The 20,483-nt window shown below is 54.2% G+C and carries 23 protein-coding genes; 11 read left to right on the top strand and 12 right to left on the bottom strand.

Features of this window, described 5'->3' with window-relative positions; all coding sequences use genetic code 11:
* Positions 1 to 29 precede the first annotated feature (29 nt).
* The 10 genes from P0119_13610 to P0119_13565 all read right to left on the bottom strand — a co-directional run bounded on the left by P0119_13610 (position 30) and on the right by P0119_13565 (position 6,754).
* The gene (locus P0119_13610; protein MDF0667096.1) at positions 30 to 1,328 is read right to left on the bottom strand and encodes a TrbI/VirB10 family protein; all 1,299 of its coding nucleotides are present in this window, start codon (positions 1,326 to 1,328) and stop codon (positions 30 to 32) included.
* 27 nt (positions 1,329 to 1,355) lie between these two features.
* Positions 1,356 to 2,045 carry a type-F conjugative transfer system secretin TraK gene (locus P0119_13605; GenBank protein ID MDF0667095.1) on the bottom strand — a complete coding sequence of 230 codons (690 nt, stop codon included), beginning with the start codon at positions 2,043 to 2,045 and terminating at the stop codon, positions 1,356 to 1,358.
* Complete coding sequence (locus tag P0119_13600; protein ID MDF0667094.1) at positions 2,005 to 2,601, bottom strand: TraE/TraK family type IV conjugative transfer system protein; 597 nt, start codon at positions 2,599 to 2,601, stop codon at positions 2,005 to 2,007. Before P0119_13600 ends, P0119_13605 begins: the two co-directional genes overlap by 41 nt.
* 9 nt (positions 2,602 to 2,610) lie before the next feature.
* Positions 2,611 to 2,889 carry a type IV conjugative transfer system protein TraL gene (gene traL, locus P0119_13595; protein ID MDF0667093.1) on the bottom strand — a complete coding sequence of 93 codons (279 nt, stop codon included), beginning with the start codon at positions 2,887 to 2,889 and terminating at the stop codon, positions 2,611 to 2,613.
* A 58-nt stretch (positions 2,890 to 2,947) separates the two neighbouring features.
* Entirely contained in the window at positions 2,948 to 3,265 is a 318-nt protein-coding gene (locus P0119_13590; GenBank protein ID MDF0667092.1) for a hypothetical protein, read from the bottom strand.
* 120 nt (positions 3,266 to 3,385) lie between these two features.
* Positions 3,386 to 3,703, bottom strand: coding sequence for a hypothetical protein (locus P0119_13585; protein MDF0667091.1), 318 nt, complete (start codon positions 3,701 to 3,703; stop codon positions 3,386 to 3,388).
* A 97-nt stretch (positions 3,704 to 3,800) separates the two neighbouring features.
* The gene (locus P0119_13580; protein MDF0667090.1) at positions 3,801 to 4,673 is read right to left on the bottom strand and encodes a hypothetical protein; all 873 of its coding nucleotides are present in this window, start codon (positions 4,671 to 4,673) and stop codon (positions 3,801 to 3,803) included.
* Between the two features lie 343 nt (positions 4,674 to 5,016).
* Entirely contained in the window at positions 5,017 to 5,826 is an 810-nt protein-coding gene (locus P0119_13575) for a hypothetical protein (GenBank protein MDF0667089.1), read from the bottom strand.
* A gap of 173 nt (positions 5,827 to 5,999) precedes the next feature.
* Positions 6,000 to 6,176, bottom strand: a complete 177-nt coding sequence (locus P0119_13570; GenBank protein ID MDF0667088.1) for a hypothetical protein — start codon at positions 6,174 to 6,176, stop codon at positions 6,000 to 6,002.
* 302 nt (positions 6,177 to 6,478) lie between these two features.
* A complete protein-coding gene (locus P0119_13565) occupies positions 6,479 to 6,754 on the bottom strand; it encodes a hypothetical protein (protein ID MDF0667087.1) in 276 nt (91 codons plus the stop codon).
* Positions 6,755 to 7,106: 352 nt separating this feature from the next.
* On the opposite strand from P0119_13565, the gene P0119_13560 reads away from it, so the two are divergent.
* Both P0119_13560 and P0119_13555 read left to right on the top strand, forming a co-directional pair.
* Positions 7,107 to 8,216: a PD-(D/E)XK nuclease family protein gene (locus P0119_13560; GenBank protein ID MDF0667086.1), complete on the top strand. Its 1,110-nt coding sequence runs from the start codon at positions 7,107 to 7,109 to the stop codon at positions 8,214 to 8,216.
* A 29-nt stretch (positions 8,217 to 8,245) separates the two neighbouring features.
* Positions 8,246 to 9,460, top strand: coding sequence for a hypothetical protein (locus P0119_13555; GenBank protein ID MDF0667085.1), 1,215 nt, complete (start codon positions 8,246 to 8,248; stop codon positions 9,458 to 9,460).
* 589 nt (positions 9,461 to 10,049) lie between these two features.
* On the opposite strand, the gene P0119_13550 is transcribed toward P0119_13555, so the two are convergent.
* On the bottom strand, positions 10,050 to 10,763 hold the full coding sequence (locus P0119_13550) for a helix-turn-helix transcriptional regulator (GenBank protein MDF0667084.1): 714 nt from the start codon (positions 10,761 to 10,763) through the stop codon (positions 10,050 to 10,052).
* A 321-nt stretch (positions 10,764 to 11,084) separates the two neighbouring features.
* On the opposite strand from P0119_13550, the gene P0119_13545 reads away from it, so the two are divergent.
* The 9 genes from P0119_13545 (at position 11,085) to P0119_13505 (ending at position 18,906) form a co-directional block, all read left to right on the top strand.
* Positions 11,085 to 11,420 (top strand): hypothetical protein, encoded by a 336-nt coding sequence (locus P0119_13545; protein ID MDF0667083.1) that lies wholly within the window; start codon positions 11,085 to 11,087, stop codon positions 11,418 to 11,420.
* A 28-nt stretch (positions 11,421 to 11,448) separates the two neighbouring features.
* Complete coding sequence (locus P0119_13540; GenBank protein ID MDF0667082.1) at positions 11,449 to 11,982, top strand: sigma factor; 534 nt, start codon at positions 11,449 to 11,451, stop codon at positions 11,980 to 11,982.
* Positions 11,979 to 12,587, top strand: a complete 609-nt coding sequence (locus tag P0119_13535; GenBank protein ID MDF0667081.1) for a hypothetical protein — start codon at positions 11,979 to 11,981, stop codon at positions 12,585 to 12,587. The genes P0119_13540 and P0119_13535 overlap by 4 nt, the downstream gene beginning before the upstream one ends.
* A complete protein-coding gene (locus P0119_13530; protein ID MDF0667080.1) occupies positions 12,505 to 13,632 on the top strand; it encodes a ParB N-terminal domain-containing protein in 1,128 nt (375 codons plus the stop codon). The genes P0119_13535 and P0119_13530 overlap by 83 nt, the downstream gene beginning before the upstream one ends.
* Positions 13,633 to 13,777: 145 nt before the next feature.
* The gene (locus P0119_13525; protein ID MDF0667079.1) at positions 13,778 to 14,443 is read left to right on the top strand and encodes a hypothetical protein; all 666 of its coding nucleotides are present in this window, start codon (positions 13,778 to 13,780) and stop codon (positions 14,441 to 14,443) included.
* 48 nt (positions 14,444 to 14,491) lie between these two features.
* Positions 14,492 to 16,606: an ATP-dependent helicase gene (locus tag P0119_13520; protein ID MDF0667078.1), complete on the top strand. Its 2,115-nt coding sequence runs from the start codon at positions 14,492 to 14,494 to the stop codon at positions 16,604 to 16,606.
* A complete protein-coding gene (locus P0119_13515; GenBank protein MDF0667077.1) occupies positions 16,603 to 17,187 on the top strand; it encodes a hypothetical protein in 585 nt (194 codons plus the stop codon). Before P0119_13520 ends, P0119_13515 begins: the two co-directional genes overlap by 4 nt.
* A gap of 14 nt (positions 17,188 to 17,201) precedes the next feature.
* Entirely contained in the window at positions 17,202 to 17,774 is a 573-nt protein-coding gene (locus tag P0119_13510; protein ID MDF0667076.1) for a hypothetical protein, read from the top strand.
* Between the two features lie 7 nt (positions 17,775 to 17,781).
* The gene (locus P0119_13505; GenBank protein ID MDF0667075.1) at positions 17,782 to 18,906 is read left to right on the top strand and encodes a site-2 protease family protein; all 1,125 of its coding nucleotides are present in this window, start codon (positions 17,782 to 17,784) and stop codon (positions 18,904 to 18,906) included.
* Between the two features lie 87 nt (positions 18,907 to 18,993).
* On the opposite strand, the gene P0119_13500 is transcribed toward P0119_13505, so the two are convergent.
* Positions 18,994 to 20,373, bottom strand: a complete 1,380-nt coding sequence (locus tag P0119_13500; protein ID MDF0667074.1) for a type IV secretion system DNA-binding domain-containing protein — start codon at positions 20,371 to 20,373, stop codon at positions 18,994 to 18,996.
* Between the last annotated feature and the right edge of the window lie 110 nt (positions 20,374 to 20,483).

Here is a 20,483-nt window from a genome sequence, read left to right as displayed (position 1 = left end):
AATAATGACTGCCCGACGAACTCACGCCGTTACAGGAAGTAATCCACCAGTTCGCGACCAGTCCCGACAATGAAGTCCACCTCACGTTGGGCATCGATCTCGATCACCGGAAAGACCGAGGCAGCCATCATGCTGTAATGTCGGGCGAGAAACCGAGCCGCTTGTCCCATGCCGCCCGCTGCCCCGGCCATGGCAAGCGGACCGGCTGAAGGAAGATTAAATGCCTGGTTGGGGCTTTGAGCGATAACGAACCCTTGCTGATACGGCATAAATGCCTGTGAAATCCCTGAAACGAAACCAGCCAGTAGCGTCCGACCCAGTAATGCACCCTCTTTCATCACGACTCGGCCGCGCAAGCCGAGCTTGCCGTCTTCACCGTTGACGAATCCTCTCAGATCAAGGTCGACGGCTTCGCCATTCTGCTTGACACACGAGATCGCAGTACCTCGTATTTGCACACGCTCACTCGAGAGTTCCCCCACCCCTTCACCAAGGATGAAACACTCACGAGCATCGACCATGACTTCATTCGGGAGCTTCATGAGATCCCGAACGACCATCAACACGGGATAGGGACTGTTTTGTGAGGCTCCACCAGCACCGGCCCCACTCGCAGTTTTCGCGGGGGCATCCATCCCGGACAACAATTTGACCGGGATAATCGCGCCGGTGTTCAACCACAGTTTCTTCTCAGAGGCTTTCTTCACCGTCGCAGGATCAGTCTTAAAGAGCACACGGATCCCATCTTGTGGAAGGTCAACGGCCCCACCGGCCTGAACACCCGTTGCGCCCGGACGCCCTGCTGGAAGTGCACCAGGTACACCACCCTTCGGAAGAGGAAAGGCCGCTGGCTGTACAGACGCCCCTCCAGGGGCCAATGGAGGCGGCAGCGGAGGCATGCCGGACGGCCGAGCGCCCTTACCATCGCCGGGCGCGAATGTCACTCCGCCGGAACGCTGGACACTCCCGATCTGCTTTGATAAATCAGAGATCTGTTTTCTGATCTCATCTTGAGTTTTATGGTCAAGATCCAGTGTTCGACGCAGCACATCATTCTCTACTTCCAACGCCTCAATCCGGGAACCGGCCTGTTTGAGGAAGATCTCCTTGTCAACCTTTTCAGTATCAATAGAGATCGTCTTTGGTGCCTTTGTCGCGACTACAGCATCGGGCGGAGTACGAAATTGACTCAGTACGATCGCCAGGGCAACAAATCCGATCACCACAGCCGCGGTCACTAAGGTTTTCGACGATGGGGTCGTCTTTTCCGCTTTGATGGGATCGCCCGGCTGTAACACCGGGCCAGTCTGTCCGGATAAGGTCGTCATGGTGCAAATCTCCCCCCTACTCCCAAACTAGTTCTTGGAATCTGGATCGATCTTCGGTGCCGCCTTTTCTCGAATAGGAGGCGTATCATCGGTAATCAGAATCTCTACACGCTCACCCGGTTCGACAACCTGACGATCAAGCGCAATGGCTTTTTGACGACCGGTGTAGAATTCAGGCTGACGAATCGTGTACTTGGTCTGCGCGATGTTCTCGAGCACATAGACGGTGACACGGTACTTCGGCCCTCTGTACTCGACCGCATTCAACACTTTGAGTTCGAGCCACTTGGGATAAAATTCTTGAGGGATCGTCGAGGCAAAGTAACCTTTTGGAATCGAACCCTTCGCCACAAGGTTAATGACTTCGAGTAACCCATCTTGGTAGTCAGCTGCATGTCGGATCGGATCCGCGTCACGATCCATAGCGGCACCGCGAAAGTCATCGATATTGATCATCTGCGCGCTCAGCGCAGGCCGAACAGTGATTTCAAACACGTAGGTGAGGGAACCTGCCGTGATGATTAAATCGGCAGGCCCGGTTCGCGCACGGACGATCACATTCCGACCATCTTTGTCAGCCTGGAGGTCCGTCTTTGAGGTCACAGCGCTCGTGACCTGGCTGGGAAACACAAGCACGTTCAGATCACGACTGGAGAGGACGATCTGCTGCGGACTGTCACCCGTTATGACCAGCCTCTGACTCGCCAGACTTTCCATCGGCGTTGTTAGTGCGATCCAGATGGATACCACGCACAGCAACAACCCACGGCTTCCAGTCTTGAAAACGCAGCTTGATGTGATATTCACGTTCTTCCTCTTGGGTTTCAGTTTTGCCAACAAACCGGCGCTCCATTCCCTGAATGATGATTTCGTCTCCGCTCACCCGAGTCGCTGTTGGGAAAAACACTCGGTTCAAGTTATGTTTCTTCACATACACCGCTTCAGCTCCGAGCGACTCTCCCATGACCCCGTACAAATCTGGAGGGACATAACTCATGAACAATTTATGGGTGTATTCGACTGACGCGGGAGTGACATTGGCAATCCATGGCAATAGCGAGAGCGCGATGGCCTTCCGATACTGTTCATCCCCATCCATGGCACTCGCCGAGTACGCCTGCTGAATCTGCATCGGCACGATGTGAAGCACTTCATGGCTTCGAAAGATGCCGTTGGTTACCAACGCACCAGACAATAGAAGGATGATCAACGCCATAAACACGATGAGCATCTGCCTGGTATGCAACAATGATTTCCACAGTTCGATTTTCATCACAGTCTCCTACTCAACGAACTCCCGAATCGCCCCTGAAGGCACGCCTTTGATCGCAAAAGACGGAACGCCATACCAATAGGCCAAATGAAAAATAAAGCCATCACTCTTGCCGTTCTTGAGCTTCGCAAGAATGAATGTGCTAATGACACCGACGATCAAGAGCGTGGTGAGCTGGCGTGTAATCAGACCGAGGAAAAAAGACAGAAAGAGAATCACCAGTTCATCCAACTCCCACCAAAGAATTTGGGGAAGCGCATCCATGTATCTCGGGATAAAGGTACCCACAGCAGTCCCTCCTTGGGAAGAAAGATGGGGCGGCCCGGCCGCCCCATCTCAATACCGGCTATAGCAATCCCGTCACGATGGTCGGAATGATCGTCGGAACGTAGAAGAATCCGGCTCCCACGCCAAACCCGGCGAACATTTCGCCCCAGCGGCCGGCGATGGCCGACACCAGCCCATAGGTGGCCGCCACAAGGGCGAGCAACAAACCGAGCGAACCCTGCATATAATTGGTGATCAACGTCACCAGCGGCGTGAATGTGGCATCCGCACCGGCATGAGCCGGGATTGCCAGCACCACGAAGCTGGCGAACATGACCATGCCGAGAACTATCGCCATCGACGCGAATTTCTTTACATGTTTGCTGATCGTTTTCATGAACGCCCTCCCCAGACGCACGTATCGGTTTGAAGTGCAGTTATCGTTGACCCAGCGATCCGGTGTCTCCACCGTAGCGAGAAACCAGGCGGCGCGCAGCCGCTCCATCTCAGCGAACCCTTACAGCAATCCCGTCACGATGGTCGGAAGGATCGTCGGAACGTAGAAGAATCCCGCTCCTACGCCGAACCCACCGAACATGGCGCCCCAGCGGCCGGCGATGGCCGACACCAGCCCATAGGTGGCCGCCGCAAGGGCGAGCAACAGGCCAAGCGAACCCTGCATGTAGTTGGTCACCAACGTCACCAGCGGCGTGAATGTGGCATCCGCACCGGCATGAGCCGGGATTGCCAGCACCACGAAGCTGGCGAACATGACCATGCCGAGAACCATTGCCACTGACCCAACTTTTTTTGCGTACTTGCTGATCGTTTTCATGGATGTCCTCCTTAGACGTACTTCTCCATTTGGTGTGGAACGTTTCGGATTATGTTTGTCTTCACAGGCACCAAACCAAATGGGAAGCGCACGCCTGCTACTTGGCCATAGAAGGAGTCCCCCCTTTATGCTCAATAGGTGACACCATATTCGTCGGCTTCACGGACGGAACAGACGTGATCAATGGCTGACAAGGCTTCCATATGACACCTGTCACTTCCACCCGCCGCGTTGTAGCGTCGGTCGATTTGTGACAGCAGCCAGCACGGCCACTGACCTCGATGCGCATTTGCTTCCCCACGACTTCGGATAAGGCGCGTGAAACCCCTCGTGCTCGTTCCATCGCCAGCGTCTCATTCATCGCCACGGATCCGGTTGGATCAGTGAACCCTTCAAGATGGAAATACGAGACAGGGATTCCATGAAATCGGGCAAGTTTGGCGCGTTCAGACTCAGTCATCACGTTCGACCCCAGAGCAAACTGAATCACCTCACGCACAACCTCGCTGCCATTTTCACAAGTACGCATCGATGGACCCTGTCCACCACCCATAGGAGCCAGGGGTTGCTGGACAGGACCGGGGAGGACAGGAGCCACAACGGCAATACCCGCGGCAGGGATACTTTGTCCTGGCGGAACAAAGCGAGGCAGCCCCTGAAGAACGCCCATCACGACCGTCTTGATTGGAGCCAATTCTTGTTTCTTCATAGCCTCACCTCGTGGTTGTGGCTGAGGACTCAACACAGGGTGATCGACACAGGTACGCGGTTCCGTAATCAGCCACTGGGGCTGCTTTTCGACCGTGACCACCGTCGCCTTCGCTTTATACTGTTGCCCGCACACATTGATCCGATCAGCCAAGTCACTCCTGGTGGGAGCGAGACAAGAAGTCAGAGAGAGTACCGCACACACTCCTGCAACCATCCCAATACCCTGTCCAACGGAATAGCGGGAACTCATTGTCGACATAGTCCCTCTCAGCACCCCCTGAGCCGATGATCGCTCTGATGAATTTGCCGAATAACAGCAGCGCTTATAGTCACACTGAAGTTATACGGATTGGGACCTACGACAACGGGAACATCGAAAGCAGAAAACTAAAGAGCGCAGTGAATGACCGATGGAGCAGGGATGTGAGAGGGAGATGGCAACTCGCGAAACAGTCCGCTGTGACGATGAAGAGACTCAGGGTTCTTTACCGCAACATGAAAGGCCTTAGTGAGCCTATAGAGACAAACCGTTCCTTCGCCCTGGTAATCGCAGCGTATAACACCTCCCGTCGCAGCATCGGAAACTGTATCAGACATGACGTTCACCATGTAAAGGTCAGACCCGCCATTCCACGGACAATGGCCTGACCTGTCGTTCCCAGAAAATCTCGATTCACCCCCAAGCTAAGCTGCCACTTCTTGTCCAGAGCCACCAGGTAACCCAGTTCGGGAGCGACTATCATCGAATCTGTTTTGAGCGGATCCTGCATGACGCGGACATTAAGAACGACAGCTGAAGACTCATCGAGAGCTTTGACGGCCCCCAGATTGACGCCAAAGAGGCTCGTTCTAGCAGGAATCCATTGACCAGGTTGGAATGAAGGAACGACTTCATACCAAACATTCCCGCTAATCCACCAGTTGTGGCGTACATTCCAGGAGGTCACAAGAGTGCCTCTCAAAGTGGGGTTCTTCCGATCACCCTGAAAAGGAATAGAGCTCGACACTCGAATCGCGGTACTCGGCTTCCAATCTCCTGGCTCTGGTTGTTTGTAAAAGCGAACCATTGTTCCTAAGCTAAAGGAGCGCGGATCCTCGACCGTCGCAGGATTCAAAGACCCTCGCAATGATGTTCCACCTGCCGTGAACTCAATATCTTCCGCCACACCCAGGCGGATATCATGCGTGGCCCGTAATCGTCCTACTTTGGTACCAACTGCGTTCTCCGTGAGGTCGGTCCGAAGAGCCGATTGCGCGGCAAACGTTCCCTTTGGAACCGGATACGCGTCATCCAGACTCGTCCCATAGCCTGAATTCAAATTCACAATAGATAAACTCCATGCCGGAGAAGGGACACTCGCTGTAGTCAGCAACACGGCAAACAGCACAACAACAGACAATGTCTGTTTCATCAAACCCTCAGTCGGAAATGATAAAAGAGAATCGATCTATTGAGGTAATACGGACGAGCCGAGGAAGGCGAACAGTGAAGTACTACTAATCCGTTACTTCAGGACGAGTATTGGCACATCACGCTGAGGGTCAATCACCTCACACCGCAGCGACCAGGAGGCCGGAAGGATCATCACACGCACACGAGGGAGTCACGGTCTGAGGACGCCGCTTTCCACATCACATTCACCGGGCAGCGATCATTCAGCAAGACCCGTGATCGCTCCAATAAGTGCCAGAGCGCGTCCTCAATTCCCGGCACATCACGAGTGAGCAGATCGCCGGGCACATATTCCACTTCCACGGTCACCAAATTATTGTTGGCATACGCCTGCGAGCTTGGCGCGGTTGCAACAGAATCTCCTTTTCTACATCTTTAACGCATGCCTTAAACCCGTGTTTGAATACCGTTGTTGTCCCGATTCTCCACAGGCCACGCCAACCTGATTCTTGCCTGACGGTAGTCGCCCTGGCAATTCCAGGACGGGCGGCTGACCAAACAGCTCCACGGTCGGAGGAGGGTCCGCTTGTTTCACATGAGACGGAACCTGCTTCCAACGCGCCGGCTTCAATCGACGACGGAGCCCCATTATCCGCTGTAACGCGGCTAACTTACCGAACCTGGAGACCATAGAGTTTCCGTTCCATCAACGCGATCAAGATTTCATTGGCATGACAACCGTGCACCACACTATGCCGCTCAAGTTCCTGGCTTAATCGATAGAACCACACATAGGCATTCTCAGGCTTCAGGGCCAAGAGCCAGTCGGAAACACCTTCAAACCAGGCATAGTTCAACGTCTGAAGGGGGTTCTCTCGCAGGGTCGTCACAAATTCGTCCAGGACCACTTCAATTGCTCCACGCGATTCATACACCTCGTCCGACATATCTCTTCCTCCTTGATACACCAAACAATATGTCTGGCAGCGACCGACAGTTCTCCAAACTCCCGAGAAACAAAGACACGAATCTTCCGTTTCACCATGACCCATTGGCAGTTGTTCGGATCGTCGACCTAATCATCGTGACATATCCGGCTATCGTCACGTCCCCTGTCATGGAGTAATCCCCTTTTTCTTCCCATGATTTGCAACATTCATCACCCGAGGAAATGAATCTTGCAATTAACAGAACATCGATCCCTCCCAGAACACCCTTAGACCCCTCCAGCTCAATCCTGGCCGCGCCACTCCATCTCTGTCGTGGCCTTTCCCAACCATTTTCACCAAGGATCAACCAATGCTTGCTGAACTGATCCATCCCATTGCCGCGATGGGCTACGAAGAGTGGCCCTATCGACCACGTCCTTCCAACGCCGGGCCAGAGATCTGCATCAGAAAGCTTTCGTACCAAGCCAATGAGATCGCCGGCAAGGATCCCCATGGACGATTCCTTGTCGTGTTGGACGACGGGACTTGGCACGAAGAGCTCGTGTTGAACTGGATCGAGAAAACCGTCTTTCAATTGCATAGCCGCCAACTGCGCGTCACCTGTGGCACGACGACCTGGAATGGCCAGACCTATGACATCAACGGCGCGATCGATGGCATCGTGACCGATCTGCTCGGTGTCGACCGTCTGCTCGAACTCAAGGGTCATGAACACTTCACTTTTACCCGGTTCTCCAACGGCGACTATCCCATCAACCATTTCACTCAATGCGCGATGTACGTAACCGGGGTACAACGGATCAACCCGGAAATCAATGAGTGCCTCCTCCTCATTAAGAACAAGAATCAAAGCGCCTTTCTTGAATTCCGCCTGCGGTACGACACCGACGCCGACCGGTTAACCGTCGTAGAGACCATCCATTCCAACGGCGAGCACACATTTCCCAACCAGGAGTTCATCGGTCTGTACAAGCAGGCCATGACCAAATTCGACCAGATCGAAACACACCGAGAATTTGGAACACTCCCTACCCGACCATTCGAGAATGACGATTCCTACCACTGCCACTACTGTCCATACCGGACGCAGTGCTGGGAGGGGTTTGTCCGTCAACCCCTGACTGGAATTGCGGAATTACGCACGGAGCTGATTCCGACGATCGAGGAATATCTGAAATTGGAGGCTGAGCTGAAACCTAAAAACAAGCGGTTCAAAGAGATCAAACAATTATTGAAACTGGAACTCACGAGCCAACATATCCAACGAGCACAGGGTCAAGGCTATGTCCTCGCCATCAATGAATCAACAGAAGAACGGCTTGACCAAAGCCTGCTGCCGACCGATCTCGTCGAACGATCGAAGACAACCCGGAAAAAGGAAGAATTAGAGGTGTACCGCTTCCACGAAAAAGCTCTGAAACGCAAACAGAGGAACCAAACCGAATCCCTGGCTAGCTAACATTCATTCCCTCACGGAAGGAGATCACCATGGGCGAAGCACTCAAGACCCAAGACGCACGAATCAGCACATTCATCCCGTTCCACAGAATCAAAGGGCTCTCGGACCGACGCAGGGTGCCTGTCATCGGACGCATTAAACTCGGGGTGAGAGTAAATGGGAAAGACGGCCTCTACCCCAAGGAGACTCCCTATTTCGTCGTGCCATCGGAAGTCGAACACGTCTATGGACCCAAGCCAACAGAACTGGACATCATTTTCGTTTCCGATGATGAAACGAAAATGTTTCCACAGGCCCTCAAATTGTACGGAGAGAACCAGTTGCTGAAATGCATCGGCAACGGCGAACAAGCCTCGCGGTTAAACGAGCGATTCAAATGGGAACCGCGAGCTTGTACATGCGAATTCTATGATCAGCGGAAATGCCGGGCGCGTGCCAACCTCATGGTTATGCTACCCAAGGTAGGATCCGGGGGACTGTACCAAATCGACACGGGCAATCAGGACAGTATCCCGAGCATCAACAGTTACTTCGAATTCCTCTACATGACATTCGGGCGCATCGCGAATATCCCGCTCAAGCTCCGCCGTGTTCCTCTCACGCGGCGCCGAGAAAACCGATCCGAAACGCACTACCCATTGGTCCTTCGATATGAGGGCACACTGGAAGAAAGCAGGCAATTGAAGCAGGAAACCGCCACCGTTCTCAAGAAACTGAAATCAATCGAGATCCAGGACCCCTTGGACATCAATCCCGCAGCGGATACAGATGCCAAGATTGTGGCGGAAGAGGACTTGCCTGAAGTCATGACACTGTCCTCCACTCAAGCCACAAACACCACGACCACCGCGCAGGAAGCTCAGCAGACAGAAAGTGAATTGGCACAGTCAACTCCATCCACGACCGGAAACTCTCCAGCCGATACTACTTCCTTGAAAGCAGCTCACTCCACACTACAAGGGAATGCAATGGAAAGGCTTGAACCTAGGGAACCCAAAACCATGTCCCAGGCGCAGTTCGATTTCCTCTGTCGACTCGCTGGGTCCATGAAGATCCCGCAAGACCAAGTGACAGAACACACGCAAGGCTACACGATCAAACAAGCATCAAACCTGATCAATCAACTTCAGGCTGGGGATTTCTCTGCCTTCGACATTGTGAAAGAAGAAGAGATCGTACTTCCAGCAGCAGTCAATTCAACAACGCCCCTTCCTACCCCGCCACCTGAAGGGGCAGAATTTTAGCGACAATCCACGATCAATGGAACCGATCTGGTCAGGCCATTTTGCACTGCCTTGACCAGATCAAACATAACGATTCACGAAAACAAGAATGCCGTGGGCATCTATTTGCAACTCATTCTGGTTTCTCTTCGAGGAGGCGTCTTAGGCGGAATTTTCATCGGCCGTATCTATCAAATGTAGCGGATCATCCATCCCCCCTCCCATCCTTCTCCCAGATCATCCGACCATCAGTCACAGCACCTCACTGCACATTCAGTTGCGCAACACCATGCTGCACGGGGTACCAGAAATAATGACAATCAGACAACGGGTTTGACGCAGTCGCTGCCTCTTTGCGTGCCACGGGTAGGCTCCCCCAAGAAGGGCCACCGACGCTTAGGGTCCCCGGCATCCGAGATCCATTGTTCCCCTGCACGACGTATAGCCCACGGCTATTACAAGGAGGCGAACAAGCCAGCTGTTTCACAGATGACCATTATCTCTGTCACACTTGTTGTTAGAATCAAATCCACTCTGAGCTGAAGAACACAATGCTTTCGTATGCTCGCCCACACTCAAATCAGGATTCATGAGAAGGGAGAAGGAAGTGTTAGCCTGCCACGACTGGGGACGTAGATTTCTGAGAGAGCTTTTCCATCGCAACACGAAACTGCTCAATTTCCTGTTTCGTCTCGGGCTTCAACTGAACCAACATTTCCAACAGACTAATACAGCCAGGATACTGAGCAAATAAACGACCCGCGCGTTCCGAAACGTAGTCCGCCATAAGCAAATACTCCTCAACCGACTGACCAAGCTGGCTCGCAAGCCCTGCCACTTCCAGCGCCGACAAGCGACCTACTCCGGATAACACCAGCTCTAATCGCTCTCCCACCCCAAGACGCACGCCTATTTCCTGAAGAGAGCCACGCCCCGACGCAGCCACATCGGCCAGTACCCGCGTTCGGAAACGTTCTGACATCGGGAGCAAGACTTGCTCAGAGACAAAAGGACGGATCTCAATAGGAACCACCTCACGCGAACGTGCGAGGAGCAGGCGTTGTACCAGGACCTGTTCTTCCTCTTTGTTGCGCGCGCAGACTTCAGCAATTTTCCGAATCAGTTCCGCACTGGGCAAGAGCCCCTTCTCGGTCTTGCCCCGCTTGCCGCCATCCCCGGTACCAGACCGAGACAGGGCAACTTCTCGTTCGATTTGAATAATGTGGCTGTGGGCACATCCCAGACGAGCAGCCAGTTGACGGTGTGTAAGATGAGCCCGCTCCCGGGCTTGCTTCACTAAGAAGTGAATCGTAGGTTCCGCCATTTCACTCACCACCCTCTCACAGGAATTCCTGACCACTCACAGGATTGTGACCAGCTATAGGTAACAATATTGTTATGGGTGCGTATGCCATTTTCCGTCAGGACTAGTTTAGAGCCTAACCATCCTAGTCATATCCCTAATCAGCTGATGTTATTCTTATAATTTACTTCAATTTCCCTGTCAATCAGAAAAAACATTTCGTCTTATCCGGTAATGACTAGTTAGTTGTTTACTTTTTATTAACAGCATTGTTACCCTGTATAGGTAACAGCATTGTTACCCTATCGAAGGCCCGTCGCCGACAGTTACTAAGGAGATGACATGGCGAGAAAGCGCGCGCCCCAGCAAATCATCGAAGCCATCCAACAGGAGATCCAACTCACACTCCGCGAGTTTGCACAAGCACTTCGTGTCAACGAAGTCTGGTTCCGCAAACTCATCACGACCGATCAACTTCCTTCCGTTCCGCCCTTGACGACACTCTTCACGCTCTGCCTTCAGCAAGCCCCCAAACGCCAACGCCCTCATCGAGAACTCGTCTCACGCGAACTTCTCGCGGCTTGCGCTCACAGCTACGTGCACAAACATCTCGAACGGAGTCGCTCTCGCTCACTCTCGTTGTTCAGTGAACGGATGCTCCCTTTATTAATGTCGTAGTCAGTCCGTCAAGAAGGAGGATTTGGTTATGGGTCTCCATGCATCAGTTGCCACACCGGCTCCCCACCGCATTCCCGCCGATCCAGAACTCTCTGAGTCGTTCATCCTCGAATTGTACGAAGAGAACAAAAAGCTGATTCACTATATGGCGTTTCGGTACAACGCCTTTGCGCTCGACCGCGCCTTCGAGAAAGACGATTTCACCCAGATAGGATACTTGGCCGTCATCGACTGTGCCGCCAACTGGGACTTCTCGCGAGGGCGGGCACATTTTCGAAGTCTCCTCTTCCGCTACCTCCAAAAACTCTTCCAAAAGAAAGTGACCGGGAAAAACAAACTCGTCGAGATTCGCGATCGGCATGACCGCTTGATCGAGACATTGCCCTGGACCGTCTACTTGAAGCGACGACGTGAAATCAAAGCCAACGGCTATGAGGCGCGTTCCGTGTCTCGCATCGTCCCCCTCTTTGAAGGAGAGGAACACGCCGACCCCACAGACGGAGAGTCGGCTGAGTATGACATCCCCGAACATCTGATGACTGTCGATCGGAGTTGTGTGTGAAGAACCTACGCTCTCTAGCCGTTCAACTTTGTGACGAGCTGGGGATGGGCGCACGCCCTGAGCAAATCGGACTCCGGGACACTTACCTCACGATTCGTGAGTTTCGCACGCTCCTCGCTCACATGGGAGTCTCGATGGGCCGGAGGCAATTCTATCGATGGCTAGGGATTCAACACGGACTCCTGCCACCCGCCTTACGGGGGCTTCTCGCCTTCGCCCCCGCCACGTGGTACGCCACGGTTCAGCACAAACAACGAGGAGGATTCCGAGGTCAGCAGCCGTATGTGATCCCCTTGCGGTACTTGTCCGGTACCGCACAGCACATCGCCACCACCCGACACCTCGCCGCCTCGCTGTGGGATCGCCTGCCGGAACGGACACAAGCTGCTCTGCACGTCTTACGAGAACATCCGGAGGCGGCCGTCGTCGACGTCTGCCGACTCATCCACTATCGCGGAGTCCATATCCCTGCGCGCACGGTGTATCACCTCAAAACCATTTACTTCACCAAGGGAGCGTTACATGGAAAGCGTCATGATTCCTGTCAATCAACTCAAGACTCGCCCGGAGTACAAAAACCTGTTTCCGCCGCTCACGGACGATGAATACCAGACCCTCAAGAACGATATCGTCATAGCCGGAATCCATACCCCCTTAATCGTTGAACGGTGGGGAGAGAAAGGCGATGGAGGCTACGTCGTGCTGGCGGGACATCATCGGCAGGATATCGCCATCGAAACAGGCCTCCCCGAGGTTCCCTGTCGCATCGCGACGACCATCGAACAACGCATCTCTGCCTTGTTCGACAACATTCACCGTCGCCAGCTGAGCGAAAGCGACCGGCGCCGGTTGCAACAGCAGGAAAAGACACTGCGCGAGACCGCCTTTAGCCGCTTGATCCCGGGCATCCAAGAACTTCTGATTATCCTCCCGCACGAAGTGCGACTCAGGCTCGCCCAGGCCTCTGTTGAGGAACAAGAGGATTATCTCAGGGAATGGCTCGATCGCGCAGACCGCATCAAGCTCAACGGCCGTGGGGCCAAAACCTCTTCTGGTGGAGAGAAGAAACCAACCCTCCCAGCCGGTTCAGACGAAGGCATGAGACAGCACAGGCAGGAGATCGCTCGGCTTGAATCACAGATCCAAGAATTCAGGAAGAATTCCACTGAAGAGATCGCGGAAATCCGGAAGATCAATACCACACTGTCGAAGACGCTGAAGGACAGAGATCAGACAATCAGCAACCTAGAAGAGAAAGTGGAGTCTCTCGAGCATCAAGTGACCGGACAAACAGCAGAGGCGAAAGCCGCCCATATTGTAGTGGCAGAGCGCATGAGTAATGCCGATACGCTCTCACCGGAACAACTGCTCAATAGTTTGGAGTACAGCAAGCGCTTCCTGCATTGCCTCACGATCTATGCCGCCAAATTGCCAGCACTCGGGCAAGCCGATCGCGAAAAGGCCATGAGTTACCTCAAGGAGCTGGCGCAGTCCCTGTCACAGATCGAAGAATCACTCAAGCCTCACCATGATGGACAGGTCCCGTCGGGCACTGGTCGCGGAAAGACCGCAGGAGCAAAGGACAACGGCAAACTGAGCTTGATCGGACCGAACAGTTCTCGGAACGGACACGGCCGCCGGCGGCGCTGACATGATTCCATCCACCTAGGGATCTCCCTCAACCGGCCCAGGGAGCCCCTTGGCAGACCTAGTGATTGCCTTGGCTTACAGAAACTATTTTTGATGAACCCTTGCAGATACAGAATTTGCTGTGTTACCAGGACAGCAGACCATCATGTTCACACCACAACAACGACCGACACAGAGTCACACCACGAGCGAGGCAGCGAGTCACGCCGTCACGCAAAACGAGTCCTTGGCGATCCACCAAAAACGAGCCATATTCCTTCTCCACGAACTGGCGCTCTACAACTGGAGCGTCGAGTACCCCAGGTGGTCCAACGACGAGTTAGTTGCCCGCCATCTACTAGCAATCATCGCCAACGTGGAACATCCGTTGACACGTCGAGAGATCGCCTCTCGTACACACTTTTCGAATTGCGCCATCACAGGCGCACTGTGCGTCCTGCTGCACCACGACTTCCTGACCCAGTCGACACCAGAGCCAGCCGATGGCGAACCGGTCTTCAGCATGACCCCGCGCGGACGGAAAGAGTTCGAGCGCCTCTGGAGCTGGCCACAGTTCTTGTTGGCCTTCATCCCGCAAAGTTCCCCGGCGGCCCTCGCGGACCTGATTGCCGTGCTCACAAGACAATGGCACCTGATTTCCTCCAAGGGCACGATGCCCAGTTGGAAGATCTGCGTGAACTGCACATACTTCACAGCCTTCCGGCAGCCAACCGACACCACAACGCCGCATCATTGTGCCGTCGTACTGGGTCTAGGCGACTCGGACTACATCCGGAAGCTCTCTACCACCCTGATCCCTTCTCCCAAGTAATAGTTTTCTCACATCAGTCCCTGAAGAGTGACCCACATGGAGGCCGTCGTGTTTCGTGCGACTACGCTCAAAGATGATTTATTTTCAGTTGAACAAGATCCCTCGCTCCTCCCTACACGGAAAGGGCAACCCATTGCGCCTCCCGAAGAGGGCCGTCCAGTGCCGGCGTGGCTGCATCAATGGCCCCAGGTCCCAGCACGGTCCCATGAGACCGTACGCGAACTGTCCTCTCTCTCATTTAGTACGCCCTCAAGCATCGCACTATCGGCACGGCTGAATCCCCAACAACAAGAAGTCGTGCTGGCCCCCCCAGGCCCCACATTGGTGCTGGCGGGAGCCGGCAGCGGAAAAACCCATACCTTGATCCATCGTGTGGCCGGACTCGTGAATCAAGGCGTCGCGCCGGAACAGATTCTTCTGATTACCTTTACCCGAAAAGCCGCTGACGAAATGATCCATCGGACGCAAGTCCTCCTGAACCAATCACCGCTCAAGATCCAAGGCGGGACCTTCCACGCAATGGGCCTCACCTTGCTCAAGATCTATGGCGCAGCGATCGGGCTTCACAACAAATTCAGCATTATGGATGAAGACGACGCCACTGGATTGATTCACATTCTCGCAAGCAAACGAGGCTTTACGTCTCGCACCGGCTTTCCGAAAAAGCAGCACATTGCGGCCGTGTTTAGTCGCGCCGCCAACATGTTGCGACCGATTCCCGACGTCGTCGCCACGTATTTCCCCTGGCTCGAGGAACACACTCCTCAACTCGTCGCGCTGTACAGAGTCTACACGGATACGAAATGGCAACAGCATCGGCTGGACTACGACGATCTTCTCCTGCTGCTCTACAAACTGCTGTGCATTCATGCCCCCACTCGTCTCCGACTCGCGCACCACTACCAAGCGCTTCTCGTCGACGAATACCAAGATTCGACGGAGTTACAGGCCATGATCGTCCAACTCTTGGCGTCCGAACATCAGAACGTGATGGTGGTAGGAGATGATGCCCAAGCGATTTACGGGTTCCGCGGTTCGATGATCGACAGCATGAAAGGCTTTCTCAAGTCCTTCCCCCACGCCCACATCTTCCGCTTAGAGCAAAACTATCGAAGCACCAAGCAGATTCTGAATGTCGCCAACCACATCTTGCAGGACGCCAAGGGGCTCATCCCCAAGAAGCTCTTTACCTCGCAAGAAGATGGATCGCAGCCTGAACTCGTGACCTGCGAATCGGAACTCGCGCAAAGCCAATTCATCGCGACTCGCATTCTTGAACTCCTGAATCAAGGAGTCTCGTTAGAAGACATGGCCGTCCTCTTCCGCTCCTCCTCTCACTCATTTGAACTGGAAGCCTGTCTCACCAAGCACCGGCTCCACTTCGTCAAATACGGAGGGCTTCAGCTCACAGAGACTGCTCACGTCAAAGACGTACTGGCCTACCTCCGTGTGGCCGACAATCCGCTCGATGCCGGAGCCTGGCACCGCCTGTTACTACTCATCGATCGCGTAGGAGCCAAGTTCGCCCAACGTCTCATTGAGTCCATGGAGGCTCACCCGCACCCGCTGGATGTGCTCGAACAGACCGGAGGGAAACAACAGCGAGCCCTCAGCAACCTCGCGGCCGTGATCCGGTCCGTACAAGACGAAACCATCCCGGTGATGGACCGAATGAATCTGGTCCTTCATCACTACGAACCGTTGTTACGCCGTGACTACGGCACCGAAGCGGAGCACCGGATGGACGATCTCAAGAAACTGGCGGAACTGGCCGGACACAACCCCTCGCTCGAAGTCTTTCTTCAAGACATCACGTTAGATCCCAATCAGAGCAAAGATGGGAGCCGGGACCAGAAGGACGGCCACCTCACCCTCTCCACCATCCACAGCGCGAAGGGACTGGAGTGGAAAGTGGTCTTTGTCATCTGGCTCTTGGACGGACAATTTCCCCCGGTTCGAAGCTGGTACGACGAACCCGTCCTGGAAGAAGAACGGCGCTTGTTCTATGTCGCGGTCACTCGGGCGAAAGATCAGCTGACGATGTTGTATCCCGTCGAGCACTACCACCACGGCGCCCAGCAAATCCTCACTCAACCGTGCCGATTCATTCGCAGCATCCCACAACCCACCCTCACCGCACTCCACGCCGCGGAGGGGCGATGACCACCGCCATGACCTTTCGCTTTCGCTTCACAGCCACAAGTTTCCGGAACGACCGGCTGTTTGTCGCTCGCGTCACATGGGACCCGAGCAGGAAATCGTTGAACCGGGACTTCTTTCCATTAGACACCACGCCGACCGGGCGCTTTTATGCCCACAACGAGTGTGTGTTTACCGCCAATGTCGGGGAGATCATTGAAACGAGCCGTGGCCGAAGTAAGACACGGGAGTTTCGGTCCTTCAATCTGGTCGCGCCGACAGGCTACCTCATCATGGTCTGCATGTGCGACGAGATGAATGACGTGATGCCCGTGATGAGCTATCTCGCCGGCGCAGGGACGATCGACCACATTGCGAAAGGACGATGGTCCTTTCACACAGTCACCAGTGAATGGAAAGGGGAACTTGTCACGCCGGGAGATACCATTCCCATCAATACAAATGGCACCCCGAAATCTTACAAGGAGCAGCTCCAAGCGCGCATGCAGTCGCTCGAGAGTGAACTCTCACAGGTGTCGGCCTTGTTGAAAGATAAACACGGCGCGACGGTCAAACGCGGGCGTACGAAGCAAGGCAAGGCCTAATGCTGTATCTCGAGATGAACGACTCGGGATCTGACCATCCGCGAGACCCCACGGCAATCATTCGGCATAGCCAGCCCGGCGCCGTGCCCTTATCACGCTACCGTCCCCGGCACGCACCGGATGAAACCTCCCTGCTGATTCGAGAAGACACCCGTCATAGCAGTTTGGTCATTGATCCCCTGACCGTCACCCTGCGCTTAGGCCTCTCTCAGGTCGAACATGTCCTCCTGATCCTCCTGCTTATCAACCTGGCCACCCCACAGACGACCCGTCTCTATGAAGCCTGGATCGATGGAATCAATGCAGGGTTGGGCACCGACATGATCTTGGGTGATCTCGCCATCCAACCCACGCTCCGTTTCTTTCTCTTCGGATCTCACGGGCTGCCCCCGAGAATGTTTCACACCACCAACGCTGTACAAGGCTTTACACGTCAGTGCCTTCGTCAGTTGAAGGCCCAGCAGAGCTCGTGGGGTCCAGCTGTGTTCGAACGACTTCGGGTCGCGATTCGCCAACAGGCCGGGAGTACGGAAGCCTTGTGGCTTCTGCTCCATAACCCCTCATTCCCCATTCCTTTTCGCCTATGAGGTCATCATGCACTTTCGCTTACTCGGTTTTCCGATCAGTCTTCACTACTCGTGGCTTGTCGCATTTTGCCTGCTGACGTGGGCCCTCTCCACGGCCATGTTCAAAGATGCTCTGCCGGATGTGCCCATGCGAGCGCACTGGGCGGCCGGCGCCGTCGCCACGCTCTTCATCCTCGCGTCAGTGCTCTTTCATGAGATCGCTCACGCGGTCGTGGCCCGTCGCTATCAGTACCAAATCAAACGAATCTATCTGCACATCCTCGGTGGGTGGACCGTCTTTGATCGGGAACTACAAACACCGAGAATTGAAGCGCTTGTGGCGGCAGCCGGACCGGTTTTTTCCTTTGGCCTCGCGGGGATTCTCTGGTGCTTCAGCGCGGATCCTATTGTCCGTGAACTCTATAAGGTCAACATGATGTTAGGCGCCTATAACCTCTTGATCCCCTGCGTGCCGTTGGATGGAGGACGCATCCTCCACGCGTTTCTCTGGGCACGCGGCGGATCTTACGCCGTGGCCGCGGAACAAATGGCGAGACTCAGTAAACAGATCAGCAACGGGATGATGGCGCTCGGTGGGCTAGGCATCATTCTTCAATTCAACACATTCTGGCTCATCATCGTTGGGATTGTTTTGCGGATCATCGCGGCGGGGACCTACAAGACCGTGCAGCAAAGCAGCAAGCTGACCAGGCCAGTCCAGGAGATTATGGTTCCAACTAACCACGTCCGGACCTTGCCTATCACTGCAAGCATGCAGGATCTTCAAACCACGTTCCTGCGACACGGCTACAAAGTCTATCCAGTGATGGACGGTGACACAGTGAGCGGGCTAGTGCATTACCAAAACGTTCGCGAAGATCCTACTTGGCTTGAAGCGAGCCAAGGAGCAATTCGTCCACACGTTGTCCCACTGAGGCAGGAACTGATGGTCAGCTCACAGACGACGCTGCAGGAAGCACTCGACCAGATGCTCCTGGCCGGATCCGATGAAGTTCTTGTGTACTCTCACGACACATTCATGGGACTGGTCAAACGATCCATGATTCTCCGTGTTCAACAATCAATCAGTGAACCGGGGCCAATGAAGAAAGAAGACAAACCGATCGGATTACCACTCTGGGAGAATCGATAAAACAATCCTTTGAGGAAAACAGGCAGCACCACCCTCAGCAACTGTCTTACACATTCCACAGAGCACTGTTGGCTTACACCGCCTAATTTACGCCTTCCCTGGACCGATAATCGGAAATGTGATGTTCACATACGACGCACTCGAGTCCAAGGTCTTCCCCTTGAACCAATGCCCTTGGGTTCGCATATAGAACCACCGCGACATGAGATGCATGACCCGATCGCGCAACACTAATCGCTGATCTGACATCCTCAATGTCACATGCCCCGCCACGGAAATGATCGGTTCAGGCCGTTGGACAAGCGGCGAACTGTCTTCGACATGTTGCGCTGTCTCGGCATGATTCACACGGAAATAGAGCCAGGAGTTGATATTGTCCACGATGCTCCGGCCCATATCATCACCGACCTCCACCGAGATCTGCGCGTTCGATTGAGTATAGAAGTTAATCCACACGTTGGCACCGCGCGCCTTGTTAAACAACTCCTGGATCCCTGTGTAGAGCACGTTATGACCTTCGTCGATATGAAGACATAAGGGCGGGTTGAGCTTTAAGCCCGACGCAAAAAATCGGCCGACCATACTCTGAATCATCGAGACAAACACCCGACTAAAAATGACGCTGGCGCGCGGGGTCAATAAGCTCCCTGTATGCACCACCATGATGACCCGCTTCCCCTCTTGCAGGCGCTTTACAAACTCATTGGTCCGTGCCTTCCCAATGACTCGACCGACGTTCCCGAAGGTCAGCGCGGAGAGCATCGTTCTGAGTGATGCCGAGATCTTGTGAAAATGTTCTGCCACACCGGGCCCATGACAGATCTTTTCGATTCGCCGGCAGATTTCATCCGTCCCGGGAATGGCGCGAAGCGCCTCCTTGAACTGCTCCAGATCACTAAATCCCAAGCGGTCATAGATGTCCGAAAAGGAAATCTTGACGCTTTCCCCTTGACTGCGAATCAACTTAATCAGCCCTGCCACAATGACCTGGCTCACCTCGTGGGCAATCGAGATATAGAAATCGTCCTTGGCTTTGATCCCTGACACCACATGGTTGACCAGTTCATCTTCCATGTAGAAATCGGCCAACGGATCAATGTACATCGACTTATCGGGAAAGATGGAATTCAAGAACATCAGCTCATCAAGACGTCCTGACTCCGCCGCCACCTGGGCAATTTTTGAAAACAGATCGATATCACCCTTCGGGTCCATGATGACCACGGAATACCCCTTGCGGATATCCTGTTCCACAATAGATTCAACCAAGCGGGTCTTTCCAATCCCGGTGGTTCCCAAGCAGCCAAAATGACCTCCCCGCTCGGCATCGGGAATGGCGATCACTCCCTCATGGTGATGATCTGACATATTGACGCCAAACCCGACTAACGTCGCTGAAGGATGGATCGGTGCTAATCGACCGGTTGCGTTGATTTCCCTCAGGTTGTCAAACATATCTCCTGCCATCGACGATCCCTTCGTTAGATGACTGGCCCTCATTCAGTCATACCAGCCTGCATCGAGACCCAATCCGGAAGCCTCCAGACCCAACCAAGCGGCACCAATTGCGAGGAAAA

Origin of the sequence: Nitrospira sp. (assembly GCA_029194665.1) — a bacterium.
GTDB lineage: Bacteria > Nitrospirota > Nitrospiria > Nitrospirales > Nitrospiraceae > Nitrospira_D.
The sequence above is the reverse complement of the archived record's forward strand: the minus strand, read 5'-3'. Positions and strand labels throughout refer to the sequence as shown.